Below are 22,754 nucleotides of genomic sequence, written 5' to 3'. Positions count from 1 at the left end.
TTGTTATGCCGTCGGGAGAGAGGGGCTCACACCGCTTTCGGCAGGGTGATGGAGAAGGTGGAGCCCACGTCCACCTGGCTCTTGAGCTCGATGGAGCCATGGTAGAGGGCCACGATGTGCTTGACGATGGCCAGCCCCAGGCCGGTGCCGCCGTCCTTGCGGCAGCGGCCCTTGTCCACCCGGTAGAACCGCTCAAAGACCCGGGCCTGATCCTCGGCGGGGATGCCCAGTCCGGAGTCGGCCACCTGCAGGGTCACCTGGTTGGTTCCGGGCGTGACGGTGATGGTGAGGCGTCCGCCGGGGCGGTTATACTTGAGGCCGTTTTCCGCCAGGTTGAGGATGACCTCCTTGAGCCGGGGGGCGGAGATGGCGGCGGAACACTCCTCGCCCTCCACGGTAAAGGTGATGTCGGACTCTTTGGCCTTGAGGTCCAGCAGCTCCCGCACCTCCTGGGCGGTGGCCAGGACGGGGGCGGATTCCTCCCCCTGCTCCATGGTGAGGGACTCCAGCTCGGAGAGCTTGAGGATGTCGTTGATGAGGGCGATGAGGCGGTCCACCTCCACCCCGATGAGGGAGGAGAAGCGCTTCTGATCCTCCGCCGAGGTCACCATCCCGCTGGAGAGCATGTCGGTGAAGCCCTTGATGGAGGTGAGAGGGGTCTTGAGCTCGTGGGAGACGTTGGCGGTGAAGTCGGCCCGGATGCGCTCGGCGGCCTTGATCTCGGTCACGTCGGAGATGAGGATGGAGGTCCCCACATTCTCCCCCTCATACTGCCGCCCGGAGACCGGGGAGAGGAAGAAGCGCAGGCTGCGCCCGGGCAGGGGCAGGTCGTCCACGTCCAGCATGACGGGGCTCTTCTGCCGGTGGCACTGCTCGGTGGCCTCCCGCAGGCGGCGGCTGCGGGTGAGTACCAGGAGCCCGGCCGCGTCGCTGGAGTCCTCCGGAACGCCGAAGAGGTTCCGGGCGGCCCGGTTGCTGGCCAGGAGCCCGCCGTCCTCGTCCAGGAGGAGGAAGCCCTCGTCCATGCAGTCCAGGATGAGATTGACCTTGTCCCGCTCCACGGTGAGGTTGTGGATGGAGCCGCTCAGCCGCTCCACCAGCTTGTCGATGTAGCGCAGGATGGGGTGCAGCTCATCGTCCCCCTGGAAGGCGTCCAGCGTGGTGGTGGACGCGCCCGAGAGCACGCCGGTCAGGGCGCCGCCCACGGCGTTGAGGGGCTCCAGCACCTTCTGGGCCATCCGGCGGGCCAGCAGGAGGGAGAGCAGGAGGGCCACCACCGAGGCGATGAGAAAGCCGGTGACGCTCTGCCAGACCAGACTCTCGATGGAGGAGAGCGGCATGGAGGCCCGGCCGATCATGCCGTCGGTGAACTTCTTGGCCACATAGAGCATGGGCACGCCCACCGTGTCGGAGGAGCGCACGTCAGCGCCCCAGCCGGTGGAGAGGGCCGTGATGACCTCGGGGCGGTTGGCGTGATCCTCCAGCTGATCGGCGTCCGCCTTGGTGTCTACCAGGACGGTGCCGTCGGGGGTGATGATGGTCAGGCGCTTGTCGGGCGCGGCCTGGTGGAACTGCTCGGCGGCGCTGTCGGCATTGGTGATCTGGCTCTGGCTGTCCATGAGGATGAGCAGCTCCCGCAGGGACTGGGTGGAGTCCCGCCGCTCCTGCTCATAGAGGAACCAGCACCCCGCCGCATTGGAGACCAGAAGAGCGGCCAGTACAATCAAAAGTGTGGAAAAAATCAGCTTTTTTTTCATCTTCCGCCCTCCTCTAGTTCAGCTTGTAGCCCACGCCGCGGACGGTGGCGATCACATCGTCCCCCAGCTTCTGGCGCAGGGCCTTGACGTGCATATCCACGGTGCGGGTCTCGCCGGTGAAGTCGTAATCCCAGACGGTGCGCAGGATCTCGTCCCGGCTGAGTACCGCGCCCCGGTGGACAGCCAGCAGGCGCAGCAGCTCAAATTCCTTATAGGTCAGCTCCACGGGCACACCGGCGCGGAGCACGGTGCGGGCGGTGGTGTTGATCTCCAGGTCGCCGCAGCGCAGGACGGGGGATTCCCGCTGGGTGCGGCGGAGCACCGCCTTGATGCGGGCCTGAAGCTCCATCAGGCCGAAGGGCTTGACCACATAGTCGTCCGCGCCGCTCTCCAGCCCGGCTACCCGGTCCATCTCGGCGGTGCGGGCGGTGAGCATGATGACGGGCACATCGGCGGTGGTCAGACTGGCGCGCAGGCGGCGCAGGATCTCCAGGCCGTCCATGCCGGGCAGCATGATGTCCAGCAGGTAGATGGAGGGAGCGGGGCGGCCCTGCTCGGCGGCGAAGAACTCCTCGCCGCTCTCATAGGTGCGCACCTCGTTGCCGGTGGATTGGAAATAGTAGCGCAGCATCTCCCGGATGCTGCTGTCGTCCTCCACGACGACGATGGTATTGGTGGACATGGGGTGGCAGCCTCCCTCGGGTTTAATTGGTCTCGACCAGGGTACCGGTGACGCAGTAGATGGCCCACTGGGCGATGTTCACGGCGTGGTCGGCGATGCGCTCCAAGTATTTGGCGATGATGATGAGGTCGATGGCCGGGTCGGCGTTCTCCCGGTCCTCCCGGATGAGGGCCACCAGATCGCCCTTCACCGACTGGAAGAGCTCATCCACCGCGTCGTCCAGGCCAATGACCTCCCGGGCGGCGGTCTCCTCCCGGTTGACGTAGGCAAAGATGGCGCGCTTGACCATGCCGCTGGCCTTGCTGCTCATCTCCCGGATGTGGCTGGGGACGGGCTGGCGCTTATCCAGCAGCAGGGAGATCTCGGCGATGTTGGCGCACTGGTCGCCGATGCGCTGGAGATCGGTGACCATCTTCAGGGCGGCCGAGATGGTACGCAGGTCCCGGGCCACGGGCTGCTGCTGGAGCAGCAGGCGCAGGCAGCGGTTTTCGATGTCCCGCTCCATCCGGTCCATGCTCTGGGTCATATGGATGGCCTCTTTGGCCTGCCGGTCGTCGGGGGCGGCCAGGGAGGTGGTGACCAGGTCGATGGCGTCCTCGGCGGCGGCGGCCATGTCGATCATTTCCGCGCCCAGCTCCTGGAGCTCGGCGTCAAAGGTTTTACGCATGGTGGGGTTCCTCCTTGTGAGTAAGAATGGGGACGCGGCGCGTCCGCATGGGAAAACGCTCCCCAAAGCGGGGAGCGGAAGGGCGTGTCGAGAAACCTCGACACGCTTCTCAAAAATGCAGGCATTTTTTCGAGGGGATGCAGGCCGCCGCATGCACTCGCTGACGCTCGCACACTTGCGGTCTGAGAGGGGTGTTTTCCGACGTGCATGCCGCCGGAAAACACGATCCCACTCTCTTCCGCCGTCTGCGGACGGCGGAACTCTGCGAGGCTCTTGCAGCACAAACCGCAGAAATGCACTTTATCGACACGCTTCCGCTCCCCAAAGCGGGGAGCGGAATAGGCGGGATTAACCGAAACGGCCGGTGATGTAGTCCTCGGTGCGCTTGTCCTTGGGCATGGAGAAGAGGTCGGTGGTGTTGCCGAACTCGATCAGCTCGCCCAGCAGGAAGAAGGCGCACTTGTCTGAGACGCGGGTGGCCTGCTGCATGTTGTGGGTCACGATGACGATGGTATACTTGTCCTTCAGGTCGGAGATCAGGTCCTCGATCTTGGAGGTGGAGATGGGGTCCAGGGCGGAGGTGGCCTCGTCCATGAGGAGGACGTCGGGCTCCACCGCCAGGGCGCGGGCGATGCAGATACGCTGCTGCTGGCCGCCGGAGAGGCCCAGGGCGGACTTCTTGAGGCGGTCCTTCACCTCGTCCCAGATGGCGGCGCCCCGGAGGGACTGCTCCACGATGTCGTCCAGCTGGCTCTTGTTCTTGATGCCGTGGGTGCGGGGACCGTAGGCGATGTTGTCGTAGATGGACATGGGGAAGGGGTTGGGCTTCTGGAAGACCATGCCGATCTGCTTGCGCAGCCAGGTCACATCCACGGACGGGGCGTAGATGTCCTGTCCCCGGTAGGAGACGGTTCCCTCGATGCGCACGCCGGGGACCAGGTCGTTCATCCGGTCCAGGGTCTTGAGGAAGGTGGACTTGCCGCAGCCGGAGGGACCGATGAGGGCGGTGACCTGCCGCTCGGGAATGGCGATGTCCACATCCTTCAGGGCGTGGGCGGCGCCGTAGTAGAGATTCAGCTTTTCCGCGGAGAGAATGGTAGTTTCGTTCATGGGGGACCTCCTTATTTGTGGCGGAGCTTGCGGCCCACCAGCTTGGCGGACAGATTGATCAGCAGGGTCAGGAGCATCAGGATGGCGGCGATGCCAAAGGCCACGTCAAACTCGGCCCGCTCCTTGGCGTAGACGTACAGGGCCACGGTCAGGCTGGCCCCGGAGCTGTGGAGAAAACCGTCGGCGGTGAAGAAGTTGTTCAGGGTCATGCCCATGCCGGCCGTGAAGAGCAGAGCGGCCGACTCGCCCACGATGCGGCCCACCGCCAGGATGCATCCGGTGACGATGCCGTCCACCGAGGAGGGGAGCACGAGGGTGCGGATCATGTGCCACTTGCCCGAGCCCAGGCCCAGCGCGCCCTCCCGGTAGCTCTGGGGCACGGTCTTGAGGGACTCCTGGGTGGTGCGGATGATGGTGGGCAGGGTCACGATGACCAGGGTCAGGGAGCCGGCCAGCAGGGACTTGCCCAGAGAGAGAAAATTACAGAAGAAGAGCATGCCCACCAGACCGAAGATGATGGAGGGGATGCCCGTGAGGGTCTCGGTGGCAAACTCGATGGCCGAGACCAGCCGGCGGTTCTGGGCATATTCCGTGAGGTAGACCGCCGCACCCACGCCCAGGGGCAGGGTGATGATGAGGGTGACGGCCACAATAAAGACGGTGTTGAGGATGTTGGGCAGAATTCCGATGGTGTCCCGGATGTAGCTGGGTTTGGTGGAGAGCAGCTCCCAGGTCACATGGGGGAGACCCTTGATAAAGATATAGCCGATGATGAACAGCAGCAGCGCACAGGTGAGGAAGGCGGAGAAGTAGAGCAGAAAGCGCAGTGTGCGGTCATAGGCCTTCCGGGCGCCGGAAAGAGTCTGGAGTTCCATTTAGTATATCATTCCTTTCCGTAAAATCCAAGCCGGGGGACCGGATCAGGCTTCCCGCTTCCACTTGAGCAGGAGGTTGAGGATCACATTGATTAGCATGATGAACAGGAAGAGCACCAGCGCAATGGAGAAGAGGGCCTGCTGCTGGAGGGAACCCACAGCGGCATAGCTCATCTCACTGGCCACGGCGGTGGTGAGGAAGCGGACCGAGGAGAAGAGGGAGGGCATATTGGCCACGTTGCCGGCCACCATGATGACGGCCATGGCCTCGCCGATGGCGCGGCCGATGCCCATGACGATGGAGGCGGCGATGCCGCTCTTGGCGGCGGGGACCGAGACGCGGAAATAGGTCTCGATCTCGGTGGCGCCCAGGGCCAGGCTGGCCTCCTCGTACTCCTTGGGAACCGCGTGGAGCGCGGTCTCAGAGACGCTGACGATGGAGGGCAGGATCATGATGGCCAGCACGATGATGGCGCAGAAGAGGCTGGCGCCGTCGGGCAGGTTGAAGAGCTCCCGCACCGCGGGGACCAGCACCATCATGCCGATCAGGCCGTAGACCACCGAGGGGATACCGGCCAGCAGGTCGATGGCGGGACGCACCACGGCGGCCACCTTCCGGGGGGCCACCTTGGCCAGGAACACGGCGGTGAGGAAGCCCACCGGCACCCCCAGCAGGATGGCCCCTGCGGTGCCGTAGATGGAGGTGAGGATGAAGGGCAGGATGCCGAACTGCGGCTCTGCGGCGGTGGAGGCCCAGGTCTGGCCGAAGAGGAACTCCGTCAGTCCGATGGTGCGGATGGCGGGCAGCCCGGAGAGGATCAGATAGAAGCTGATAAAGAGCACGAAAGCAATGGCAATGAGGCCGCACAAGAGGAAGAGAGCATGCATCACGCACTCCATGACGCGCAGGGGGCTTCTATGCTGCGGCTTGGGCGCGGTCTGCTCCGCGCCGGGCACATAGCTGAGATGTTCGTCCATTTGGATGGGTTCCACCTTTCTTCAAAATCCGGCCGGAGGCCGGAAGACATTCAAAAAACTCTCTCCGGGTGCCGCGCGCGGGGAGACCGCGGGGCGGGGTCACCCGCCTCGCGGTCGCTCCACAGTGACACTCCGACGGAGGGAGTTCATCAGGATCGGGGTATGGATCAGGCCAGAGGCACGGCGCCGGCACCGGTGATCAGGTCGGAGGCATCGGCGGAGGTAGCGAAGTCCACGAAGGCCTGGGCCGCCTCAGACAGCTCCTTGTCGCTGTTGATGATGAAGTTGAAGTTACGCTGGATGGCGTAAGTACCGTCGAGCACGGTCTCCTCGGTGGCAGCCACGCCGCCCACAGTGATGGCCTTGATGGTGTCATCCACAGCGGAGAGGGAGGCATAGCCGATGGCGTTGGGGTTGGAGGCCACGTTGGCGATCACCTCGCCGGTGGAGGTCAGCTCGTTGGTGTACTTGCAGGCGTCCTCGGTGCCGGTGATGGACTCGAAGCCGTCGCGGGTGCCGGAGCCGGCCTCACGGCCGATGGGCACCACGGTGCCGTCGTTGCCGCCCACCTCGGACCAGTTGGTGATCTCACCGGTGAAGAGCTGAGCGATCTGCTCGATGGACAGGTCGGAAACGGGGTTCTGGGGGTTGACGATGATGGCGATGCCGTCCTTGGCCACGGTGATGGCCTCGACGCCGGTCTCGGAATCCTTCAGGTCACGGCTGGCCAGACCGATGTCGGCGGTGCCGTCCAGAGCGGCGGTGATGCCGGCGCTGGAGCCGGTGCCGCTGTAACCCACGGTCACGTCGGGGTTGAGCTCCATGAAGGCCTCGCCCAGAGCGCCCATGACGCTCTCCATGGAGGTGGAGCCGTCGGTGTTCACCACACCGGAGAGGGTGGTGGTCTGCTCAGCGGAAGGAGCGGCGCTGCTCTCGCCGTCGGGAGCGGGGGTGGTGGCAGTGCCGGAGGAGCATCCAGCCAGCAGGCCAATGGAAAGAGCGCCGGTCAAAGCAAGAGAAAAGAGTTTATTCATGTTCTTCGATCTCCTATCCAAACAATCTAACGTTTTGTTTCCTTTTTTCAGGACGCTGTCAGTATAACGGATTTTTTGTAAAGGAGTCCTGCAAACATCAGTAAAGAGTTTGTAAAGAAAAAGGGGGAGGTGTATTTGATAGAAAGACAAAACTGGGTGGTTTGTCGTCGAAATGTCCGCCGTATGCAAAAAAACACAGAGGCCCGCCGGATCGGGGCCTCTGTGTTGTGCACTGTGGACGAAGGGATCAGAGCCCCAGCCACTGCCGCAGCTCCACCAGGTCGGGAGCGATGTGGACGCTGGGGAAGGCGCCGAAGGCATCGGCGGGGGTGGTGCCGTTGAGAACGGCGCAGAAGGGGGCGCCGGCGCGCTGGGCGGCCTCGGCGTCGATGACGGTGTCGCCGCAGTAGAGGACCTCACCAGGGGTGAGTCCCAGAGCGGCGATGGCGTTGAGAAGTCCCTCGGGGTGGGGCTTGTGATGGGTGACGTCCTCGCCGCCGGTAATGGAGGCCAGCAGGGGGAGCAGCTCCCGCGCGCCCAGCACCTCCCGCAGGGTGGAGGCGCGCTTGGTGCTGACGATGGCGGCGGGGATGTGGGCCTCGTGCAGGGCGCGCAGCAGCTCGGCGGCGCCGGGGAACATCCGGGTCACCTTGATCTGCATGGGGACGGCCACCTCGGAGAAAAGGGCGCGGAACCGGGCCCGGGCCTCGGGATCGGCCTGACCGGTGAGCTGGGTGTAGGCGTCCTCCAGCACCAGGCCGATGGTGCGCCGGACCGCGGCAGGATCGGGGGCGGGATGGCCCATCTGCCGGAAGGCGTGCTCAAATCCGGCCACGATGGCCTCCGAGGCGTCGGCCAGGGTAAAGTCAAAGTCAAAGAGTACGGCTTGATAGGACATGGGGATTCCTCCTGTGCATTCCTGAGATAGACGGTGTTCCCTCTGATTGTAACACAGACCGGGGGCTGGGGCAATCACCCGCTCCGGGCCAGCAGGGCGGCCGCCCCGTAGCGCAGGCACCGGCGCAGGCGCTCCTCCCCCCGGTGGATGGTGCGGGAGACGGTGGAGCGCTCTACGCCGAAGCGGTCGGCGATCTCCCGCATATTGAGCCCCTCACTATAATAAAGAAGAAGGTATTTCCGCTGGAGGGGGGTGACCTCCTCCTGAAGGGCCCGGATCAGATTCCGCTTGAGGCGCTGGTGCTCCGCACCGTTGTCCGAGCTGATGGTGCGGGTGTAGACCGCCATATCGGACGCAAAGGCCCGGCCCCGGCGGTAACGGGGTTCTCCCATATCCATTCCTCCTTTTGGGGTCGGCAGGCGGGACAGAGCTCCCGCTCCTCGCCGTAGAGCTCCGCGCCGCACCGGCGGCACCAGTCCGCAGGGGGCTGGCGCTGCAGGTCCCGCAGTGGGTCGAGCCGGATGGGGACGGGCATAAAACCCCCTCCTTTCCCTGTGTGAAAAAAATTTTAAAAAATTTGAAAAAGACTGTTGACAAATCGGGATTCGTCTGGTAAACTAAGCATCGTTGTGGACGAGCTGATTTGCTGGTGTAGCTCAGTTGGTAGAGCAGTTGATTTGTAATCAACCGGTCGGGGGTTCGAGTCCGTCCACCAGCTCCACCGTCCTAATGAGGGGCTGAAAAGTTCATATGGAGGAGTTCCCGAGTGGCCAAAGGGGGCAGACTGTAAATCTGTTGCGTTAGCTTCGGTGGTTCGAATCCACCCTCCTCCACCAAAAGCGTCCTGCCAATCGGCGGGGCGTTTTTTCATAGCTGGAAAGAACAAATGTTCTTGACTCTTAGTAAGATACCATATACGAAAATAAAAGTCAAGTATCTTTTTAAGATAATTTCAAGAGAGGAGCATAAGGATGCTGAAGGACGATTATCTGGTGCGCTCCACCGATGCGCTGGCCACTACCATCGCACACCTGGTCCTGCGCAAGACCGGGACCGACTACACCCCCAGCGGACTGGAGGCCGACGCCAAGGCGGACGGCCTGTGGTTTGCCCTGGATCAGCTGCTCAAGGAAAACCGCCTCAACGAGGCGGAGGATCTGCTCTATGAGGAGGCAGACCCCTCCGATCTGCGCTATCTGGAGATCGCGGTGGACTTCTATGTCCACCTGAACCGCTTCTCCGACGCCGATCTGAAGGCAGGCGGCTTTGAGCGGGAAGAAGTGGGGGAGGGCCTGCGGGATATGGCCCGGCAGTTCGGCGTGGATCTGGCGCTGTAACGGTTTCATACAAATTCATACAAATAGAGAGCGCCGTGACCGGTTTGGTCACGGCGCTTTTGTGCGTTTTCGGAGAATTCAGGAGAGTTGACCGCGCAGTTCCTCCAGAAGGGCGGCGTCCTTGCGGTCCAGGCCGTTTTCTCCGGCCAGACCCTCCAGGTGGTGGGTGAACTCGTGGAGGAGGGTGGTATAGAGCTCCTCCTCCCAGTCCTCCTGCGTCCAGCCCTCCGCCCGGGCCAGGGCGGCGAAGGAACCGTAATAGAGGTTGATATACCGCCCCATCTGGTCGTGGCAGTATTCCCCTAAAATATAGAGGGCTTCCCCGGGAAATGCCGGGTCGGGCAGTTCCTCGGGCAGGAGGGAGACGCCGCCGTTGAGTTCCCGGTAAAAATCCGGGGGCAGACTGTCGGCCAGCTCGTCCAGAATGGCGCCGGTCTCGTCAAAGGTGAGGATCATGGAAGGCTCCTTTCCGGGGAAATAGCGGGTTTGGGATCAAAGGGGCGGTTATTTGGGCCGGCGCATGGTCAGGGAGATGCGCTTCTTGGCCACATCCACCTCCTTGACCCAGACGGTCACCACGTCCCCCACCGAGAGGACCTCGGAGGGGTGCTTGACCCGGCGGTCCACCCCCAGCTGGGAGATGTGGACCAGGCCGTCCTGGTGGACGCCGATGTCCACGAAGGCGCCGAAGTCGATGACGTTGCGCACCGTGCCGGTGAGCTCCATGCCGGGCTTCAGGTCCTTCATCTCCATCACGTCGGTGCGCAGGATGGGGGGCGGGAGCTCGTCCCGGGGGTCCCGGCCGGGCTTGAGGAGCTCCTTGACCAGGTCCTCCAGGGTGGGCAGGCCCACGCCGCAGGCCGCGGCGGCTTCCTCCCGGCCGTAGGCATCCAGCCGCTCGTTCAGCTGGGAGAGGGTCCCGGCCGCCACGTCGGAGAGGGTGTAGCCGCACAGCTCCAGCAGCTTCTGGGCGGCGGCGTAGCTCTCGGGGTGGACGCCGGTGTGGTCCAGTACGCTCTGGCTCTCGGGCACCCGCAGGAAGCCGGCGCACTGTTCAAAGGCCTTGGGGCCCAGCTTGGGCACCTTGAGCAGCTGCCGCCGGGCGGTGAAGGGGCCGTTCTCCTCCCGGTATTTCACCACATTGCGGGCGGTGGTGCTGTTGAGGCCGGCCACCTGGGTGAGGAGGGGGACCGACGCGGTGTTCACGTCCACCCCCACGGCGTTGACGCAGTCCTCCACCACGCCCCGGAGGGTCTCGTCCAGCCGGGCCTGGGGCATATCGTGCTGGTACTGGCCCACGCCGATGGCCTTGGGGTCGATCTTCACCAGCTCGGCCAGGGGGTCCTGGAGCCGCCGGGCGATGGAGACGGCGCTGCGCAGATTCACGTCATAGTCGGGGAACTCCTCCGCGGCCAGCTGGGAGGCCGAGTAGACGCTGGCCCCCGCCTCGCTGACCACCATGTAGCGCACCTGCCCGGCGGGGAGCTCCTGGAGCATCTGGGCGGTCATGAGCTCGGTCTCCCGGCTGGCGGTGCCGTTGCCGATGGCGATGTGGACCACCCCGTGCCGCCGGATGAGGGTTTTGAGGGTGTCCATGGCCTCCCGCTTCTTCCGCTCGCTGAAGGTGGGATAGACCACAGCGGTGTCCAGCACCTTGCCGGTGCCGTCCACCACGGCCACCTTGCAGCCGTTGCGGTAGCCCGGGTCCAGACCCATGGTGACCTTGCCCTTCACCGGGGGCTGCATGAGCAGGGGCTTGAGGTTGAGGCCGAAGTTGTGGATGGCCCCCTCATTGGCCTGCTCGGTGAGGAGATTGCGCACCTCCCGTTCCAGAGAGGGCTTGAGGAGCCGGTCCCAGGCGTCGTCCGCCGCGGCGCGGACAAAGTCCATGGCCGCCCGGCCGGGCACCACCGCCCGGCGCACCGCGATGCGGGCGGTCTCGCCGTCCAGCTCCACCCCGGCCTTCAGGATGTCCTCCCGCTCGCCCCGGTTGATGGCCAGCACCTGGTGGCCCAGGACCTTGCCCACGGGGGCGCGGAAGTCATAGTACAGCCGGTAGACGCTGTCCTCCGGCTCCTTCTCCGCCGCGCGGGAGACCAGCGTCCCCCGGCGGAGGTACAGGTCCCGCAGGCTCTTGCGCAGGGCGGCGTCGTCCGAGATGACCTCGGCGAGGATGTCGCTGGCCCCCTGGAGGGCGTCGTCCACCGTCTCCACGCCCTTCTCCGGGTTGACATACCCTTCCGCCAGAGCCCGGGGGTCCACGGCCCCGCCCAGGGCGAACAGGGCCTGGGCCAGAGGCTCCAGCCCCTTCTCCTTGGCCACGGTGGCCCGGGTGCGCCGCTTCTGCTTATAGGGGCGGTAGAGGTCCTCCACCTCGGCCAGGGTGGCGGCGGCGTCGATGGCGGCCGAGAGCTCCTCGGTCAGCTTGCCCTGGCCGTCGATGGCGGCGCGGACCTCCTCCCGGCGCTTGTCCAGATTGCGCAGGTACTGGAGCCGGTCGGCCAGGGTGCGCAGGGTGGTATCGTCCATGGCCCCGTGGAGCTCCTTGCGGTAGCGGGCGATGAAGGGGATGGTGTTTCCCTCGTCGATGAGCTGGACCACGTTGGCCACGTGGCCCTCATCCCGGCCCAGCTCCCGGGCCAAAAGAGAGGTGATGGTATCCATAAGAGACTCCTTTGTCAAGAGATACCTCCCATTTTACTCCCAAAAGAGCGGTCCGTCCAGTGGGTGGATATGGACAGATGTTGTCGACTGGCGTATACTGAAAGAGAACAGAGGAGGGCGCGGCCCGCCGGACGGAAGGAGGGAGGACCATGGGGAAGACCTGGCAGGAGCTGGAACAGCAGCTGGCGGACACCCGGGCCGGGATCGCCGCGGCCCAGGGGGCGGAGGACGCCTGGAAGGAGGCCCGAAGCCGCCATGAGGCCCTGGAGCAGGAGAGCAGACGGGCCTGGGACTATGTCCTGCTGCTCTCCGGTCAGCTGGAGGAGCTGGAGGGCTGGGGGCCCTCCGGCCTGCACGCCCGCCTGACCCGGCAGGGGCGGGAGGCCCGGGCGGAGTGCCGCACCCTCCTGGAGCGGGAGCGGGCGAGCTACGAGGAGAAGCGGCGCGTCCAGGAGGAGGCCCGGGAAGAGATGGAGCGCCTGGCCGGTCCCGCGGAAGAGCGGACGCGGCTGGAGCGGCGCTATGAAGAGCTTTTGAGGGAAAAGGCCGACCTTCTGCGGGAGGACCCGGGGGAATTGGGGGAGCGGCTGCGCACCCTGGAGCGGGAGCGCAACGCCCTGTACAACCTGGAGCGGGAGCTGAGCCGGGCCCTCTCGGCCGCCCAGTCGGCCCGGGAATCCATCCGCCGGATGAGCGGCAGCCTGGACCACGCCCGCAATTGGGGCACGGTGGACCTGCTGGGGGGCGGACTGCTGAGCACCATGGCCAAGCACGACCACCTGGATGACGCCCAGCGCGCCGCCCGGTCGGCCCGATATGCCCTGGAGCGGCTGCGCAGCCAGATGACCGCCCTCCAGAAGGCGGTCCATGTGCCCCAGGTGGAGCTGAGCTCCTTTGCGGTCTTTGCCGACTACTGGATGGACGGCCTGTTCGCCGACTGGTATGTGCAGAGCCGCATCAAGGAGGCCCAGGCGGGGACCGCGCAGGCCCTCTCCAATCTGGGGGGCCTCATCTCGGCCTTGGGGAACCAACAGCGGAAGGCAGCCGGGCGGCTGCGCAGCGCGGAGGGAGCACGGCGGCTCTTTTTGGAGGAGCCCCTCCCCGGAACACAGACGGAATAGAGAAAGGAAGGGAAGTACCCTGAAACGAAGGCTGAGTCTTTGTCTGAGCGCCGCTGTGCTGCTGGGGATGGTCCCCGCCCAGGCGGCCGCCGTGGCCGTGCCCGATGTAACGGATGCCCTGGGCGGGACTGGCGTGGTGGTGGTCGAGGCCCAGGGGGGCGCGGATGGCCAGGCACTTTTTGATGCGTACGGCCCCTGGAACACCTGGACGGAGGAGCAGCGCCGGGAGGCCGCCGGCTGGAGCGAGGATGCGTGGTGGAGCTACTGGGGCGCCTACGAGAGCCACGCCTGGGCGCTGGTGGACCAGTATGACACCGACCTGAACGGCTGGTACACCGACTATTACGGGGAGCCCCTGTGGGGGGACGAGGATTCCTATTTGGACGAGCTGCGGGAAGAGCTGGGGCTGCCCTACCCGGACGGGATCAACGTCAACTGGAACGGGACCTGGATGGACTTTGGCTCCTGCGCGCCCCGGGCGGTGAGCGGCCGCACGCTGGTCCCCTTCCGGGGATTCTATGAGGCGGCGGGGGCAAAAGTATCCTATGAAAAGGGAACCCTCACCGCCGCGTGGGAGGACGGGACCACCGTCACCCTGGCCGCCGGGGATACCGTCCTGCGCTGGAACCAGGGGGAGAAGCTGCTGGAGGAAGCGATAGGGGAGCCCTATGCAGAGGACGGGCGGGTCTACCTTCCCGTGCGCGCCGCCGCCCGGACCCTGGGCCTGGAGGTGGAGTGGGACGACTACCTGAGCCTGGTCTATCTGACCGACTGGGAGAGCCTGCGGGAAGAGGTGGACAGCCATTTCACCCATCTCAACGCCCTGCTGGCGGCCGCTTCCGCCTATGAGGCGGACACGGTGTATGAGAGCGAAACCTCCTTCCAGCTCTCGGGGACCCTTTACGGGGAGAAGAAGCACGACACCGCCTCCCTCGCCCTGACGGGAGAGGGGCTCTACCGGGGAGACGGACGGGCCGTGGACGCCTCCATCACCCTGGATCTGGACGCCGGCGGCATGGAGGAGACCCTCTTTTCCCAGCTGCCGGACCAGGCGGCCGATCTGCTCCAGCAGCTCAGCGGCGCCCGGCTAGAGGTGCGCATGGACGCCGATGAGGGGAACCTCTACTTCCGCAGCAGCCTGCCCGAGGCCTATCAGGATACCTGGGTGGCCCTGGAGGGGGACCCCCTGCCCGATGTTGCGGGGGAGCCCCTCACGATCGGAACGCTGCTGACCACGTTCTACCAGAGCGATGGACTGTACAGCTACGGCTATGGTGCGGCCGCCTTGCAGGAGAGCAGCCTGTGGCTCCAGGCCCTCCTGGGAGATGAGAACTTCCGGGTCACCCGCAGCGGGGAGCGCACCGTCTACACCCTGGAGCAGACCACCCTTACGATCGGAAAGCGGGCCGGAGAGCTGGGCCTGCTGGAGGAGGGCTCCCTGCTGGATGCCCTCTCCGCGCTGGGGAGCGCGCCCGATGTGTCCTTCTCCCTGCGGGCCGAGTGCAGCGGGGAGAAGCTGACCTCCGCCGCGCTGGACCTGCGCATCCAGGCGGAGGGGACCAATCCGGTGGAGTTCACCTTGACCGCCCGGCGGGACGGACAGAACGCCGAGGGCACGCTGGCCCTGGCGGGGCGCTATCTGGGCCGGGTGGATGGCGCCTGGAAGGTGGATTCCGTTCCCACCCAGGCCGCCATCCCCACCGCCCCCGGAGAGAAGGATGAGGTCATCCCCCTGTGGACCTGGCTGGAGGAGCTGGACCTGATCTGAGCCCGGTTTCAAAAAGCAGACAACCGCCACCCAAATGGGTGGCGGTTTTTTATGCAAAAATATTTACATTTGGGCTTGACAAATCGGGATGGATATGAAATAATATTCACGAAATCAAGAATAAAGTGAATAAATTCAAAAATAAATCCAAGCTCATTCAGAATTTATTCATCAAAGCGAATTTGAGAGAGGGAACTGATCATGAAAAAGACTGCAAAAGTATTCAGCGCCGCCCTGGCGGCTACCGTAGCTCTGAGCAATGTGAGCGCCCTGGCCTGCACGGGCCTGTATGTCGGCAAAGAGGCCAGCGCCGACGGCACCACCATCATTGCCCGCAGCGAGGACATCAGCCCCTCGGATTATCAGAAGGTCCACAAGGTGGTCCCCCATGTGGAGAACCAGCCCGGCCGGGTGCTGGAGGATATCAACGGCTTCCAGATGCCTCTGCCCGCCACCACCTATCAGTACACCATGATGAGCGACTATTCCACCGCCGGGGACGGCGTGTATCCCGCGGTGTGCAGCAATGAGATGGGCGTGTCGGTCACCGGTACGGTTTCCGCCTCCCCCTGCGCGGCGTGGAAAGAGGCCGATCCCTATGTGGAGAATGGCCTGCGGGAGGCCGTCCTCCCCGCGGCGGTGGCCTGCTGTTCCGCCACCGCCAAGGAGGGCGTGGAGAACCTGCTGAAGATCGTGGACGAGTACGGCTCCGCTGAGGGCAACATCGTCATGATCGCCGACCAGAACGAGGCCTGGATCGTGGAGATCTACGGCGGCCACCAGTATGCCGCCATGAAGATGCCCGCCGATGCGGTGGCGGTCTACGGCAACCAGTTCATGATCGGTCTGGTGGATCCGGCGGCCACCGAGGGCTACATCTTCTCGGATGAGCTCTTCTCCACCATCGACGAGCTGGGCCTGGCGGTGAAGGAGGACGGCAAGTATCATCTGGCCAAGTCCATCACCGACGAGACCCGGAGCGACGGCAACAACATGCGGACCTGGATCGGCCACAAGGTCCTGGCCCCCTCCAGCGTGGGAGCGTACGACAGCGATACCTTCTATGATCTCTTCTACACCCCCGACGAGAAGGTGACGCTGGACGACGTCATGGGCATCTACCGGAACCGGTACGAGGGCACCGAGTATGACGCCGACCTGCCCGGCAACGAGGGCATGCGGGCCATCGCCGTCTCCACCACTCCCGAGACCCACATTGTGCAGATCCACGACGACTATCCCACCCAGAGCGCGGCGGTGACCTGGGTGGCCCCCGGCGGCGCGGAGCACTCCGTGTTCCTGCCTGAGCTGAGCGGCATCACCGATACCGCCGACGCCTGGAAGACCGACAGCGCCATCTACACTGACAACTCCGTCTACTGGACCTTCAAGCAGATCTGCGGCCTGGCGGATACCGACCGGACCCTCTACACCCAGGGCGTGGAGGACTACTGGACGCTCCAGGAGGCCATGATGCAGGCCGAGATGGAGCAGGCGGGCGAGCAGGCCAAGACCCTCTACGCCCAGGACGAGGCCAAGGGCGACGCCTATGTGACCGCGCTGGCCGAGGAGATGGTGGAGGAGCAGATGGCCAACGCCGAGCACCTGTATGCCGAGCTCCTCACCGTGGTGACCCACAACAACGGCCTGAGCAGCGGCAAGACCCCGGTCACCTTTGAGGCCACCACCGCCCTGCGGGAGGCCGCCCAGTTCAAGGGCTATACCGTGGGCTGGAATGCCGCCGACGGCGCCATCACCCTGACCAAGGGCAGCGACAAGATCTCCCTCAAGGCGGGCAGCGCTACGGCCGTCAAGAATGGCCAGGAGGTGGAGCTCTCCGCCGCCCCCTACACCCAGAACGGCGTGACCTATGTGCCCATGAGCTTCGTGCAGGGACTGTAATGGAAACTTCTCAAAAATGCAGGCATTTTTGAGAGGAGATGCAGGCCGCCGCGCGCATGGCCCGAAGGGCCACACACTTGCGGCCTGAGCAGTGTTTTTTCCGACGTACACGCCGCCGGAAAAAACGATTTGACCCTCTTCCGCCGTCTGCGGACGGCGGAACTCTGCGAGGCATTCGCAGCAGAAATACACTTTTATGGATAGAAAGAGCGGACGGAATCGAAAGATTCCGTCCGCTCTTGACATGTCGGGCAAAAAGACCCATGGGGGTTAGGGCAGCGTGTCGCTGTCCACCAGGATGTTGTCGGTGCCGTGCTGGTCGAATTCGGCGATATAGGCGTCGATCCGGCGGTTGAGCTCCTCATAGTTAGACTCGTCAATGGGTACGTCGTCCATATCCCGGCGGGCCAGATCCTCGGCCAGGATGTCGAAAAAGACGTTGTTTTCATATTCCATGATGGCCTCGTGAATGCCGCCCTCGGCAAAGGCGCGGGAGGGGACCACTTCGCCCTTCCAGTCCTCGGCCAGGATGCCCATTCCCTCTTCCCGGGCTTTGGCAAAGAGCAGGCTCTCCACGTCGTCATAGTCTTTGAAGCGGTCGTCGCCCCGGGTAGAGTTGAGGATCCAGTTGCCGATATAGGCCATATCCAACAGACGGCGGAATTGCTTGGTCGTCAGTTCCAGCTTCATGTCAGTAACCTCCTCGCTGTGCGGTGGTGGAGCGGGAGAGCACCCGCTCTTGTCATTATATTATAGTGCTTTTGCGATGGTTGTCAAACGGGTGGGACAGGAATTCACACAAATGAAAAAAAGACTTGTCAGGGCCGGTCCTTTCGCATATGATATTAGAGAAAAAGTATGACCTCGCCGGTCCGCCGCATCTGGCGGGCCGGCGAAATACCGTTGGCCGTGTGCGGCCGGGAGGGATCTGTTTTGGACCAGAAGCCCATTGGGGTATTCGATTCGGGCCTGGGCGGCCTGACCACGGTGCGGGAGCTGATGCGCCTGCTGCCCGGGGAGGATATCGTCTATTTCGGAGACACCGGGCGGGTGCCCTACGGCAGCCGCTCCAAGGAGACCATTCGCAAATATGCGCGGCAGGATGTGGCCTTCCTGCGCACCTTTGACCTCAAGGCCATCGTCATCGCCTGCGGCACCGTGTCCACCACCGCGCTGGACCTGCTGGCCGCCGAGAATCCCATCCCCGTCATGGGCGTGGTGGAGCCCGCCGCCCGGGCCGCCGCCCGGGCCACCCGGAGCGATGCCATCGGACTCATCGGCACCCAGGCCACCATCCGCAGCGGGGCCTATGAGCGGTACATCTCCGCCCTCCACCCGGGGGCGCGCATCCTGTCCAAGGCATGCCCCCTCTTTGTGCCGCTGGTGGAAAACGGGCGCTTCCACCGGGGGGATATCGTCATCGAGACCGTGGTGGAGGAGTACCTGTCCCCCATGAAGGAGGCCGGGGTGGATACCCTGGTGCTGGGCTGCACCCACTACCCCCTGCTGGAGGAGGTCATCTCCGCCTATATGGGGCCGGACGTGACGCTCATCAACGCCGGGGCCGAGGGGGCCCGGGAGGTGGCCCGCAAGCTGGAGGCCCAGGACGCCCTGGCCCAGCGGGAGCAGGGGAGCAGCCGCTATTTTGTCAGCGACAGCGTGGAGGACTTCGCCCGGCTGGCCTCCATTTTTCTCCGTCAGGATGTGACCGGAGAGGTAGCACAGGTGGATATTGGGCAGTTTTGACCCGGTTCGGGGCTTTACAGGTCGGTTTTATCCATAGTATAATAGTGCGACATGCCGTGGGCAGCCGCCCCGGATCATTTTGAGAAGAGAAGGGCCGACCATGAGCGAGAACAACGTGATCATTTCCATCAAGGGAACCCAGTCCTACGAGCAGCAGGAGGACGACGTCATCGAGCTGGTGACCGAGGGCCGGCTGGAGCGGGAGGACGAGGGACATTTTACCCTCAGCTACCAGGAGAGCGAGGTCACCGGGCTGGAGGGGACCCTGACCACCTTCCAGATCGAGCCCGAGCGCATCACCCTGATGCGCCTGGGGGGCGTGAACTCCGAGATGGTATTTGAGCTGGGACGGCGGCATCTGTCCATGTATGACACCCCGTACGGCGCGCTGGCCATGGGGGTCAACACCCGGGAGCTCTCCGCCGCCCTGGACGAGCAGGGGGGCCAGATCCGCATCGTCTATGACATCGAGCTGGACCACGCCCTGGCCGGGCGCAATACCTTTGATATCCAGATCCGCCAGGCCCGGCGGTGAGGCCGGGCGGTGGGGATCACCGTCGATCCATTGAAATTGATACAGATGAGAGGGAATAAGCTATGTCCAATATGATTCAAGCGGCCCGGGAACAGGTGTCCGCACTGACCCAGGCGGCCTATGAGAAGGCCGCCGCCCAGGGTATCCTGCCCGCCGGGGTGGAAGTAAAGGCCACCGTGGAGATCCCCAAGGATGTGAAGAACGGCGACTATGCCTCCTCCTTCGCCATGGCGGGGGCCAAGGCCATGCACATGGCCCCCCGGGCCATCGCCCAGGCCATCGTGGACCATCTGGACCTGGAGGGGAGCTATTTTGAGCGGGCCGAGATCGCCGGCCCCGGCTTCCTGAACTTCTTCATGGGCTCCAAGTGGTACGGCGACGTGCTCTCCGACATCGAGGCCGAGGGCATGGAGTACGGCAAGAGCGACGAGGGCCGGGGCAAGAAGGTCATGGTGGAGTTCGTCTCCGCCAACCCCACCGGTCCCATGCACATGGGCAACGCCCGGGGCGGCGTGCTGGGTGACTCCCTGGCCAACGTCCTCCAGCGCGCGGGCTTTGACACCTGGAAGGAGTTCTATGTGAACGACGCGGGCAACCAGATCCACAAGTTCGCCGAGTCCATCCACGCCCGCTACATGCAGATCCTCCTGGGGGAGGAGGGCTTCCCCTTCCCCGAGAACGGCTATCACGGGGACGACATCAAGGAGCTGGCCCAGGGCTTCTATGAGCAGCACGGGGACGCCTTCAAGGACGCCGACGAGGCCCAGTGGCTGGAGCCCATGAGCCAGTACGGCCTGTCGGTCAACATCCCTAAGATGAAGAGCGACCTGTCCCGCTATCAGATTGAGTACGACGAGTGGTTCTTTGAGTCCACCCTCCACAACAGCGGCTATGTGGCCCAGACCGTGCAGATGCTGGCCGACAACGGCTGGACCTATGAGAAGGACGGGGCCCTCTGGCTCAACACCACGGAACTGCTCAAGAAGAAGTTCCTGGCCGAGGGCAAGACCCAGGAGCAGGTGGACAAGCTGGACCTGAAGGACGACGTGCTCCGCCGGGCCAACGGCTTCTACACCTACTTCGCCGCCGACATCGCCTACCACCGCAACAAGCTGGAGGAGCGCAAGTTCGACGTGGCGGTGAACATCTGGGGCGCTGACCACCACGGCCATGTGGCCCGCCTCCAGGCCGCCCTGGACGGCCTGGGCCTGGACGGCTCCCACCGCCTGGTGGTGGTGCTCATGCAGCTGGTCAACCTCCTTCAGGACGGCAAGCCCGTCCGGATGTCCAAGCGCTCGGGCAAGGCCATCGCCCTGCACGACCTGCTGGACGAGGTGAGCGTGGATGCCGCCCGCTACTTCTTCAACTCCCGCTCCTCCACCAGCCCGGTGGACTTCGACCTGGACCTGGCCGTCCGGGAGGACAGCGAGAACCCGGTGTACTATGTCCAGTACGCCCACGCCCGCATCTGCTCCCTGGTGGGGCGCCTAGCCGAGGAGGGCTCCTGCGTGCCAGCCGCCGCCGCGGTGGACGCCGCCGTCTTCGCCACTGCCGAGGAGAAGGCCCTCATCAAGAACCTGGCCCAGCTGCCCGAGGAGATCCACCTGGCGGTGCGGGACTACGATCCCAGCCGTATCAACCGCTATCTGCTCTCCCTGGCCGGCGACTTCCACCGGTTCTACAACGCCTGCTACATCCGCGGCGAGGCCCCCGAGGTGCTCTCCGCCCGGCTCAAGCTGGCCGACACGGTGCGCCTGGTCATCGCCAACTGCCTGAACCTGATCGGCGTCAGCGCCCCCGAGAAGATGTAATCCCCCCGGGGAAATGTTACAAAAGTGTGAAATGCACCCTCTTTTTTACAAAAGAGGGTGCATTTTTTCGGCGGGAAAACTGGGTAGAAAGTAACGAAAACCGAAGAAATTAAAATGCAATTCGGGCCTTTTATATGAATGAAATAAAAAAAGTTTCTTAACAATTTATTAATTAGTGTGTAAAACACTTGTAATATTTTCAGAAGGTGCTATTATAACACCCCGAAGAAGTGATTGTAGGAAACGGGATCTCCGATCCCACGGATATGAGGAATGGATATGCTTTCATTTGTCAGAGATTTCAATTTGCTGCTGGCGGTGATTCTGACGCTGGCCTATTTCTATCAGCTGGTGTACCTGGTGATCGGCCTGACCCGCCGCAAGCGGTGCGCGCTGGAGCAGGAGGTGCGGCAGCACCGGTACGCCGCGGTCATCTGTGCCCGCAACGAGTCCAATGTCATAGCAGATCTGATTCAAGATCTCAAGAGACAGAACTACCCGGCCGAGCTGCTGGACGTGTACGTGGTAGCCGACAACTGCACCGACGACACCGCCGCCGTCTCCCGGAAGGCGGGCGCCGTCGTCTACGAGCGCTTCAACAAGGTCCAGGTGGGCAAGGGCTACGCCATGGACTACCTGTTCCACCGCCTGAAGGCGGAGGGGCGCACCGGGTACGAGGGCTTCTTCGTCTTTGACGCCGACAACCACGTGGACCCCAATTTCGTCCCCGCCATGAACCGGACCTTTGACTCGGGCAAGTACGACGCCCTGACCAGCTACCGCAACTCCAAGAATTTCGGAGACAACTGGATCTCCGCGGGCTACGGCCTGTGGTTCCTGCGGGAGGCCCGCTTCCTCAGCGGTCCCCGTATGGCGCTGGGCACCAACTGCCACGTGTCGGGCACCGGCTTCCTGGTCTCCGCCCGGCTGGTGGAGGAGAACGGCGGCTGGCCCTTCCACCTGCTGACGGAGGACATCGAGTTCTCGGTCAACTGCGCCATCCAGGGCAAGCGCATCGGCTACTGTGAGGACGCCGTCATCTATGACGAGCAGCCCGTCACCTTCAAGCAGTCCTGGGATCAGCGCCTGCGCTGGTCCAAGGGATTTTACCAGGTGGACTTCAAGTACGGCCTGGGCCTGCTGAAGAACTGCTTCAAGGGCGGACGCCGGGGCTTCTCCTGCTATGACATGCTCATGACGGTGGCCCCCGGCATGCTGCTGACCCTGCTGGGCATCGTCTTCAACGCCATCGTTCTGGTGGCCTGCCTGAATGAGACCACCTATATGGCCAAGCTGGTCATCGACGAGACGATGGGCTTCCTGGGTATGGCGGTGGTCAACTTCTACCTGGGCCTGTTCCTCTTCGGCGTGGTGACCACGGCCACGGAGTGGAAGAAGATCCAGGTGGCACCCGCCCAGAAGGTGCTCTATCTGTTCACCTTCCCCATCTTCATGTTTACTTATGTGCCCATCTCGGTGGCCGCGCTGGTCCGCCGGGTGGAGTGGAAACCCATCTATCACGGCGCCAAGGGCAGCCTGCGCGCCCAGGAATAACGCTCATCGGCCGGAGTCCTCTGTGGACTCCGGCCTTAGTCTGTCCATAAAGTGTATTTCTGCGGTGTTTGCTGCAAGAGCCTCGCAGAGTTCCGCCGTCCGCAGACGGCGGAAGAGGGTCAAATCGTGTTTTCCGGCGGCATGTACGTCGGAAAACACTCTGCTCAGGCCGCAAGCGTGCGCCCCAAAGGGGCGTGCGACGCAGCGGCCTGCATCCCCCTCGAAAGAATGCTTGCATTTTTGAGAAGAGTGTCGAAACACTTCGACACCCTTCCCCCAAGAGGTTGCGCTTGATTTTGAGCGGGGATTTGTATA

Annotated in this window: 20 protein-coding genes and 2 tRNA genes; 10 read left to right on the top strand and 12 right to left on the bottom strand. The window is 63.9% G+C overall.

The window, feature by feature from the left end; all coding sequences use genetic code 11:
* Nucleotides 1–26: 26 nt before the first annotated feature.
* The 9 genes from H8S34_RS02035 to H8S34_RS01995 form a co-directional block, all read right to left on the bottom strand.
* Nucleotides 27–1,757, bottom strand: coding sequence for a sensor histidine kinase (locus H8S34_RS02035; RefSeq protein ID WP_186962891.1), 1,731 nt, complete (start codon nucleotides 1,755–1,757; stop codon nucleotides 27–29).
* A gap of 13 nt (nucleotides 1,758–1,770) precedes the next feature.
* Entirely contained in the window at nucleotides 1,771–2,439 is a 669-nt protein-coding gene (locus H8S34_RS02030) for a response regulator transcription factor (protein ID WP_101693689.1), read from the bottom strand.
* 22 nt (nucleotides 2,440–2,461) lie between these two features.
* Complete coding sequence (gene phoU, locus H8S34_RS02025; protein WP_101693688.1) at nucleotides 2,462–3,106, bottom strand: phosphate signaling complex protein PhoU; 645 nt, start codon at nucleotides 3,104–3,106, stop codon at nucleotides 2,462–2,464.
* 348 nt (nucleotides 3,107–3,454) lie between these two features.
* Complete coding sequence (pstB, locus tag H8S34_RS02020; protein ID WP_101693687.1) at nucleotides 3,455–4,216, bottom strand: phosphate ABC transporter ATP-binding protein PstB; 762 nt, start codon at nucleotides 4,214–4,216, stop codon at nucleotides 3,455–3,457.
* 11 nt (nucleotides 4,217–4,227) lie between these two features.
* Nucleotides 4,228–5,091, bottom strand: coding sequence for a phosphate ABC transporter permease PstA (gene pstA, locus H8S34_RS02015; RefSeq protein WP_101693686.1), 864 nt, complete (start codon nucleotides 5,089–5,091; stop codon nucleotides 4,228–4,230).
* 45 nt (nucleotides 5,092–5,136) lie between these two features.
* The gene (gene pstC, locus H8S34_RS02010) at nucleotides 5,137–5,991 is read right to left on the bottom strand and encodes a phosphate ABC transporter permease subunit PstC (RefSeq protein ID WP_235964190.1); all 855 of its coding nucleotides are present in this window, start codon (nucleotides 5,989–5,991) and stop codon (nucleotides 5,137–5,139) included.
* Nucleotides 5,992–6,236: 245 nt separating this feature from the next.
* On the bottom strand, nucleotides 6,237–7,103 hold the full coding sequence (locus H8S34_RS02005) for a phosphate ABC transporter substrate-binding protein (RefSeq protein WP_186962890.1): 867 nt from the start codon (nucleotides 7,101–7,103) through the stop codon (nucleotides 6,237–6,239).
* A gap of 247 nt (nucleotides 7,104–7,350) precedes the next feature.
* The gene (locus H8S34_RS02000) at nucleotides 7,351–8,001 is read right to left on the bottom strand and encodes an HAD family hydrolase (protein ID WP_101693683.1); all 651 of its coding nucleotides are present in this window, start codon (nucleotides 7,999–8,001) and stop codon (nucleotides 7,351–7,353) included.
* A 74-nt stretch (nucleotides 8,002–8,075) separates the two neighbouring features.
* The gene (locus tag H8S34_RS01995; RefSeq protein ID WP_243207873.1) at nucleotides 8,076–8,393 is read right to left on the bottom strand and encodes a sigma-70 family RNA polymerase sigma factor; all 318 of its coding nucleotides are present in this window, start codon (nucleotides 8,391–8,393) and stop codon (nucleotides 8,076–8,078) included.
* 253 nt (nucleotides 8,394–8,646) lie between these two features.
* Here H8S34_RS01995 and H8S34_RS01990 point away from each other — a divergent pair.
* The 3 genes from H8S34_RS01990 (at nucleotide 8,647) to H8S34_RS01980 (ending at nucleotide 9,338) form a co-directional block, all read left to right on the top strand.
* Nucleotides 8,647–8,722: transfer RNA gene (locus H8S34_RS01990), tRNA-Thr, on the top strand.
* Nucleotides 8,723–8,753: 31 nt separating this feature from the next.
* Nucleotides 8,754–8,837 (top strand) — tRNA-Tyr (locus H8S34_RS01985).
* 135 nt (nucleotides 8,838–8,972) lie between these two features.
* Nucleotides 8,973–9,338 carry a DUF6483 family protein gene (locus tag H8S34_RS01980; protein WP_101693682.1) on the top strand — a complete coding sequence of 122 codons (366 nt, stop codon included), beginning with the start codon at nucleotides 8,973–8,975 and terminating at the stop codon, nucleotides 9,336–9,338.
* A 78-nt stretch (nucleotides 9,339–9,416) separates the two neighbouring features.
* Here H8S34_RS01980 and H8S34_RS01975 read toward each other — a convergent pair whose 3' ends face one another.
* Nucleotides 9,417–9,794 carry a metallopeptidase family protein gene (locus H8S34_RS01975; RefSeq protein ID WP_101693681.1) on the bottom strand — a complete coding sequence of 126 codons (378 nt, stop codon included), beginning with the start codon at nucleotides 9,792–9,794 and terminating at the stop codon, nucleotides 9,417–9,419.
* A 48-nt stretch (nucleotides 9,795–9,842) separates the two neighbouring features.
* Nucleotides 9,843–12,002, bottom strand: coding sequence for a Tex family protein (locus H8S34_RS01970; protein ID WP_101693680.1), 2,160 nt, complete (start codon nucleotides 12,000–12,002; stop codon nucleotides 9,843–9,845).
* A gap of 149 nt (nucleotides 12,003–12,151) precedes the next feature.
* Here H8S34_RS01970 and H8S34_RS01965 point away from each other — a divergent pair, with 149 nt between their 5' ends.
* The 3 genes from H8S34_RS01965 (at nucleotide 12,152) to H8S34_RS01955 (ending at nucleotide 16,793) form a co-directional block, all read left to right on the top strand.
* The gene (locus H8S34_RS01965; protein ID WP_186962889.1) at nucleotides 12,152–13,123 is read left to right on the top strand and encodes a hypothetical protein; all 972 of its coding nucleotides are present in this window, start codon (nucleotides 12,152–12,154) and stop codon (nucleotides 13,121–13,123) included.
* A 55-nt stretch (nucleotides 13,124–13,178) separates the two neighbouring features.
* The gene (locus H8S34_RS01960; RefSeq protein ID WP_186962888.1) at nucleotides 13,179–14,891 is read left to right on the top strand and encodes a copper amine oxidase N-terminal domain-containing protein; all 1,713 of its coding nucleotides are present in this window, start codon (nucleotides 13,179–13,181) and stop codon (nucleotides 14,889–14,891) included.
* 201 nt (nucleotides 14,892–15,092) lie between these two features.
* Entirely contained in the window at nucleotides 15,093–16,793 is a 1,701-nt protein-coding gene (locus H8S34_RS01955) for a C69 family dipeptidase (protein ID WP_101693677.1), read from the top strand.
* 270 nt (nucleotides 16,794–17,063) lie between these two features.
* On the opposite strand, the gene H8S34_RS01950 is transcribed toward H8S34_RS01955, so the two are convergent.
* Nucleotides 17,064–17,483: a hypothetical protein gene (locus H8S34_RS01950; RefSeq protein WP_101693676.1), complete on the bottom strand. Its 420-nt coding sequence runs from the start codon at nucleotides 17,481–17,483 to the stop codon at nucleotides 17,064–17,066.
* 243 nt (nucleotides 17,484–17,726) lie between these two features.
* On the opposite strand from H8S34_RS01950, the gene murI reads away from it, so the two are divergent.
* From murI to H8S34_RS01930, 4 genes are all read left to right on the top strand, one after another.
* Nucleotides 17,727–18,539: a glutamate racemase gene (gene murI / locus H8S34_RS01945; protein ID WP_186962887.1), complete on the top strand. Its 813-nt coding sequence runs from the start codon at nucleotides 17,727–17,729 to the stop codon at nucleotides 18,537–18,539.
* Between the two features lie 100 nt (nucleotides 18,540–18,639).
* Nucleotides 18,640–19,074 carry a YwiB family protein gene (locus H8S34_RS01940; protein WP_101693674.1) on the top strand — a complete coding sequence of 145 codons (435 nt, stop codon included), beginning with the start codon at nucleotides 18,640–18,642 and terminating at the stop codon, nucleotides 19,072–19,074.
* Nucleotides 19,075–19,136: 62 nt separating this feature from the next.
* On the top strand, nucleotides 19,137–20,885 hold the full coding sequence (gene argS, locus H8S34_RS01935; protein ID WP_101693673.1) for an arginine--tRNA ligase: 1,749 nt from the start codon (nucleotides 19,137–19,139) through the stop codon (nucleotides 20,883–20,885).
* A gap of 279 nt (nucleotides 20,886–21,164) precedes the next feature.
* Nucleotides 21,165–22,439, top strand: a complete 1,275-nt coding sequence (locus H8S34_RS01930) for a glycosyltransferase family 2 protein (protein WP_366485557.1) — start codon at nucleotides 21,165–21,167, stop codon at nucleotides 22,437–22,439.
* Nucleotides 22,440–22,754: the final 315 nt, after the last annotated feature.

The sequence above is a fragment of the Pseudoflavonifractor hominis genome, assembly GCF_014288125.1.
In the GTDB taxonomy this organism is placed as follows: Bacteria; Bacillota; Clostridia; order Oscillospirales; family Oscillospiraceae; genus Pseudoflavonifractor_A; species Pseudoflavonifractor_A gallinarum.
Note: the sequence above shows the minus strand (reverse complement) of the source record. Positions and strands in the feature narration are given on the sequence as shown.

Bases quoted from the DNA above. Each gene is read 5' to 3' on its own strand.
- H8S34_RS02035 (WP_186962891.1), bottom strand. From the start codon at position 1,757: ATGAAAAAAAAGCTGATTTTTTCCACACTTTTGATTGTACTGGCCGCT.
- H8S34_RS02030 (WP_101693689.1), bottom strand. From the start codon at position 2,439: ATGTCCACCAATACCATCGTCGTCGTGGAGGACGACAGCAGCATCCGG.
- phoU (WP_101693688.1), bottom strand. From the start codon at position 3,106: ATGCGTAAAACCTTTGACGCCGAGCTCCAGGAGCTGGGCGCGGAAATG.
- pstB (WP_101693687.1), bottom strand. From the start codon at position 4,216: ATGAACGAAACTACCATTCTCTCCGCGGAAAAGCTGAATCTCTACTAC.
- pstA (WP_101693686.1), bottom strand. From the start codon at position 5,091: ATGGAACTCCAGACTCTTTCCGGCGCCCGGAAGGCCTATGACCGCACA.
- pstC (WP_235964190.1), bottom strand. From the start codon at position 5,991: ATGGAGTGCGTGATGCATGCTCTCTTCCTCTTGTGCGGCCTCATTGCC.
- H8S34_RS02005 (WP_186962890.1), bottom strand. From the start codon at position 7,103: ATGAATAAACTCTTTTCTCTTGCTTTGACCGGCGCTCTTTCCATTGGC.
- H8S34_RS02000 (WP_101693683.1), bottom strand. From the start codon at position 8,001: ATGTCCTATCAAGCCGTACTCTTTGACTTTGACTTTACCCTGGCCGAC.
- H8S34_RS01995 (WP_243207873.1), bottom strand. From the start codon at position 8,393: ATGGGAGAACCCCGTTACCGCCGGGGCCGGGCCTTTGCGTCCGATATG.
- H8S34_RS01980 (WP_101693682.1), top strand. From the start codon at position 8,973: ATGCTGAAGGACGATTATCTGGTGCGCTCCACCGATGCGCTGGCCACT.
- H8S34_RS01975 (WP_101693681.1), bottom strand. From the start codon at position 9,794: ATGATCCTCACCTTTGACGAGACCGGCGCCATTCTGGACGAGCTGGCC.
- H8S34_RS01970 (WP_101693680.1), bottom strand. From the start codon at position 12,002: ATGGATACCATCACCTCTCTTTTGGCCCGGGAGCTGGGCCGGGATGAG.
- H8S34_RS01965 (WP_186962889.1), top strand. From the start codon at position 12,152: ATGGGGAAGACCTGGCAGGAGCTGGAACAGCAGCTGGCGGACACCCGG.
- H8S34_RS01955 (WP_101693677.1), top strand. From the start codon at position 15,093: ATGAAAAAGACTGCAAAAGTATTCAGCGCCGCCCTGGCGGCTACCGTA.
- H8S34_RS01950 (WP_101693676.1), bottom strand. From the start codon at position 17,483: ATGAAGCTGGAACTGACGACCAAGCAATTCCGCCGTCTGTTGGATATG.
- H8S34_RS01940 (WP_101693674.1), top strand. From the start codon at position 18,640: ATGAGCGAGAACAACGTGATCATTTCCATCAAGGGAACCCAGTCCTAC.
- argS (WP_101693673.1), top strand. From the start codon at position 19,137: ATGTCCAATATGATTCAAGCGGCCCGGGAACAGGTGTCCGCACTGACC.
- H8S34_RS01930 (WP_366485557.1), top strand. From the start codon at position 21,165: ATGCTTTCATTTGTCAGAGATTTCAATTTGCTGCTGGCGGTGATTCTG.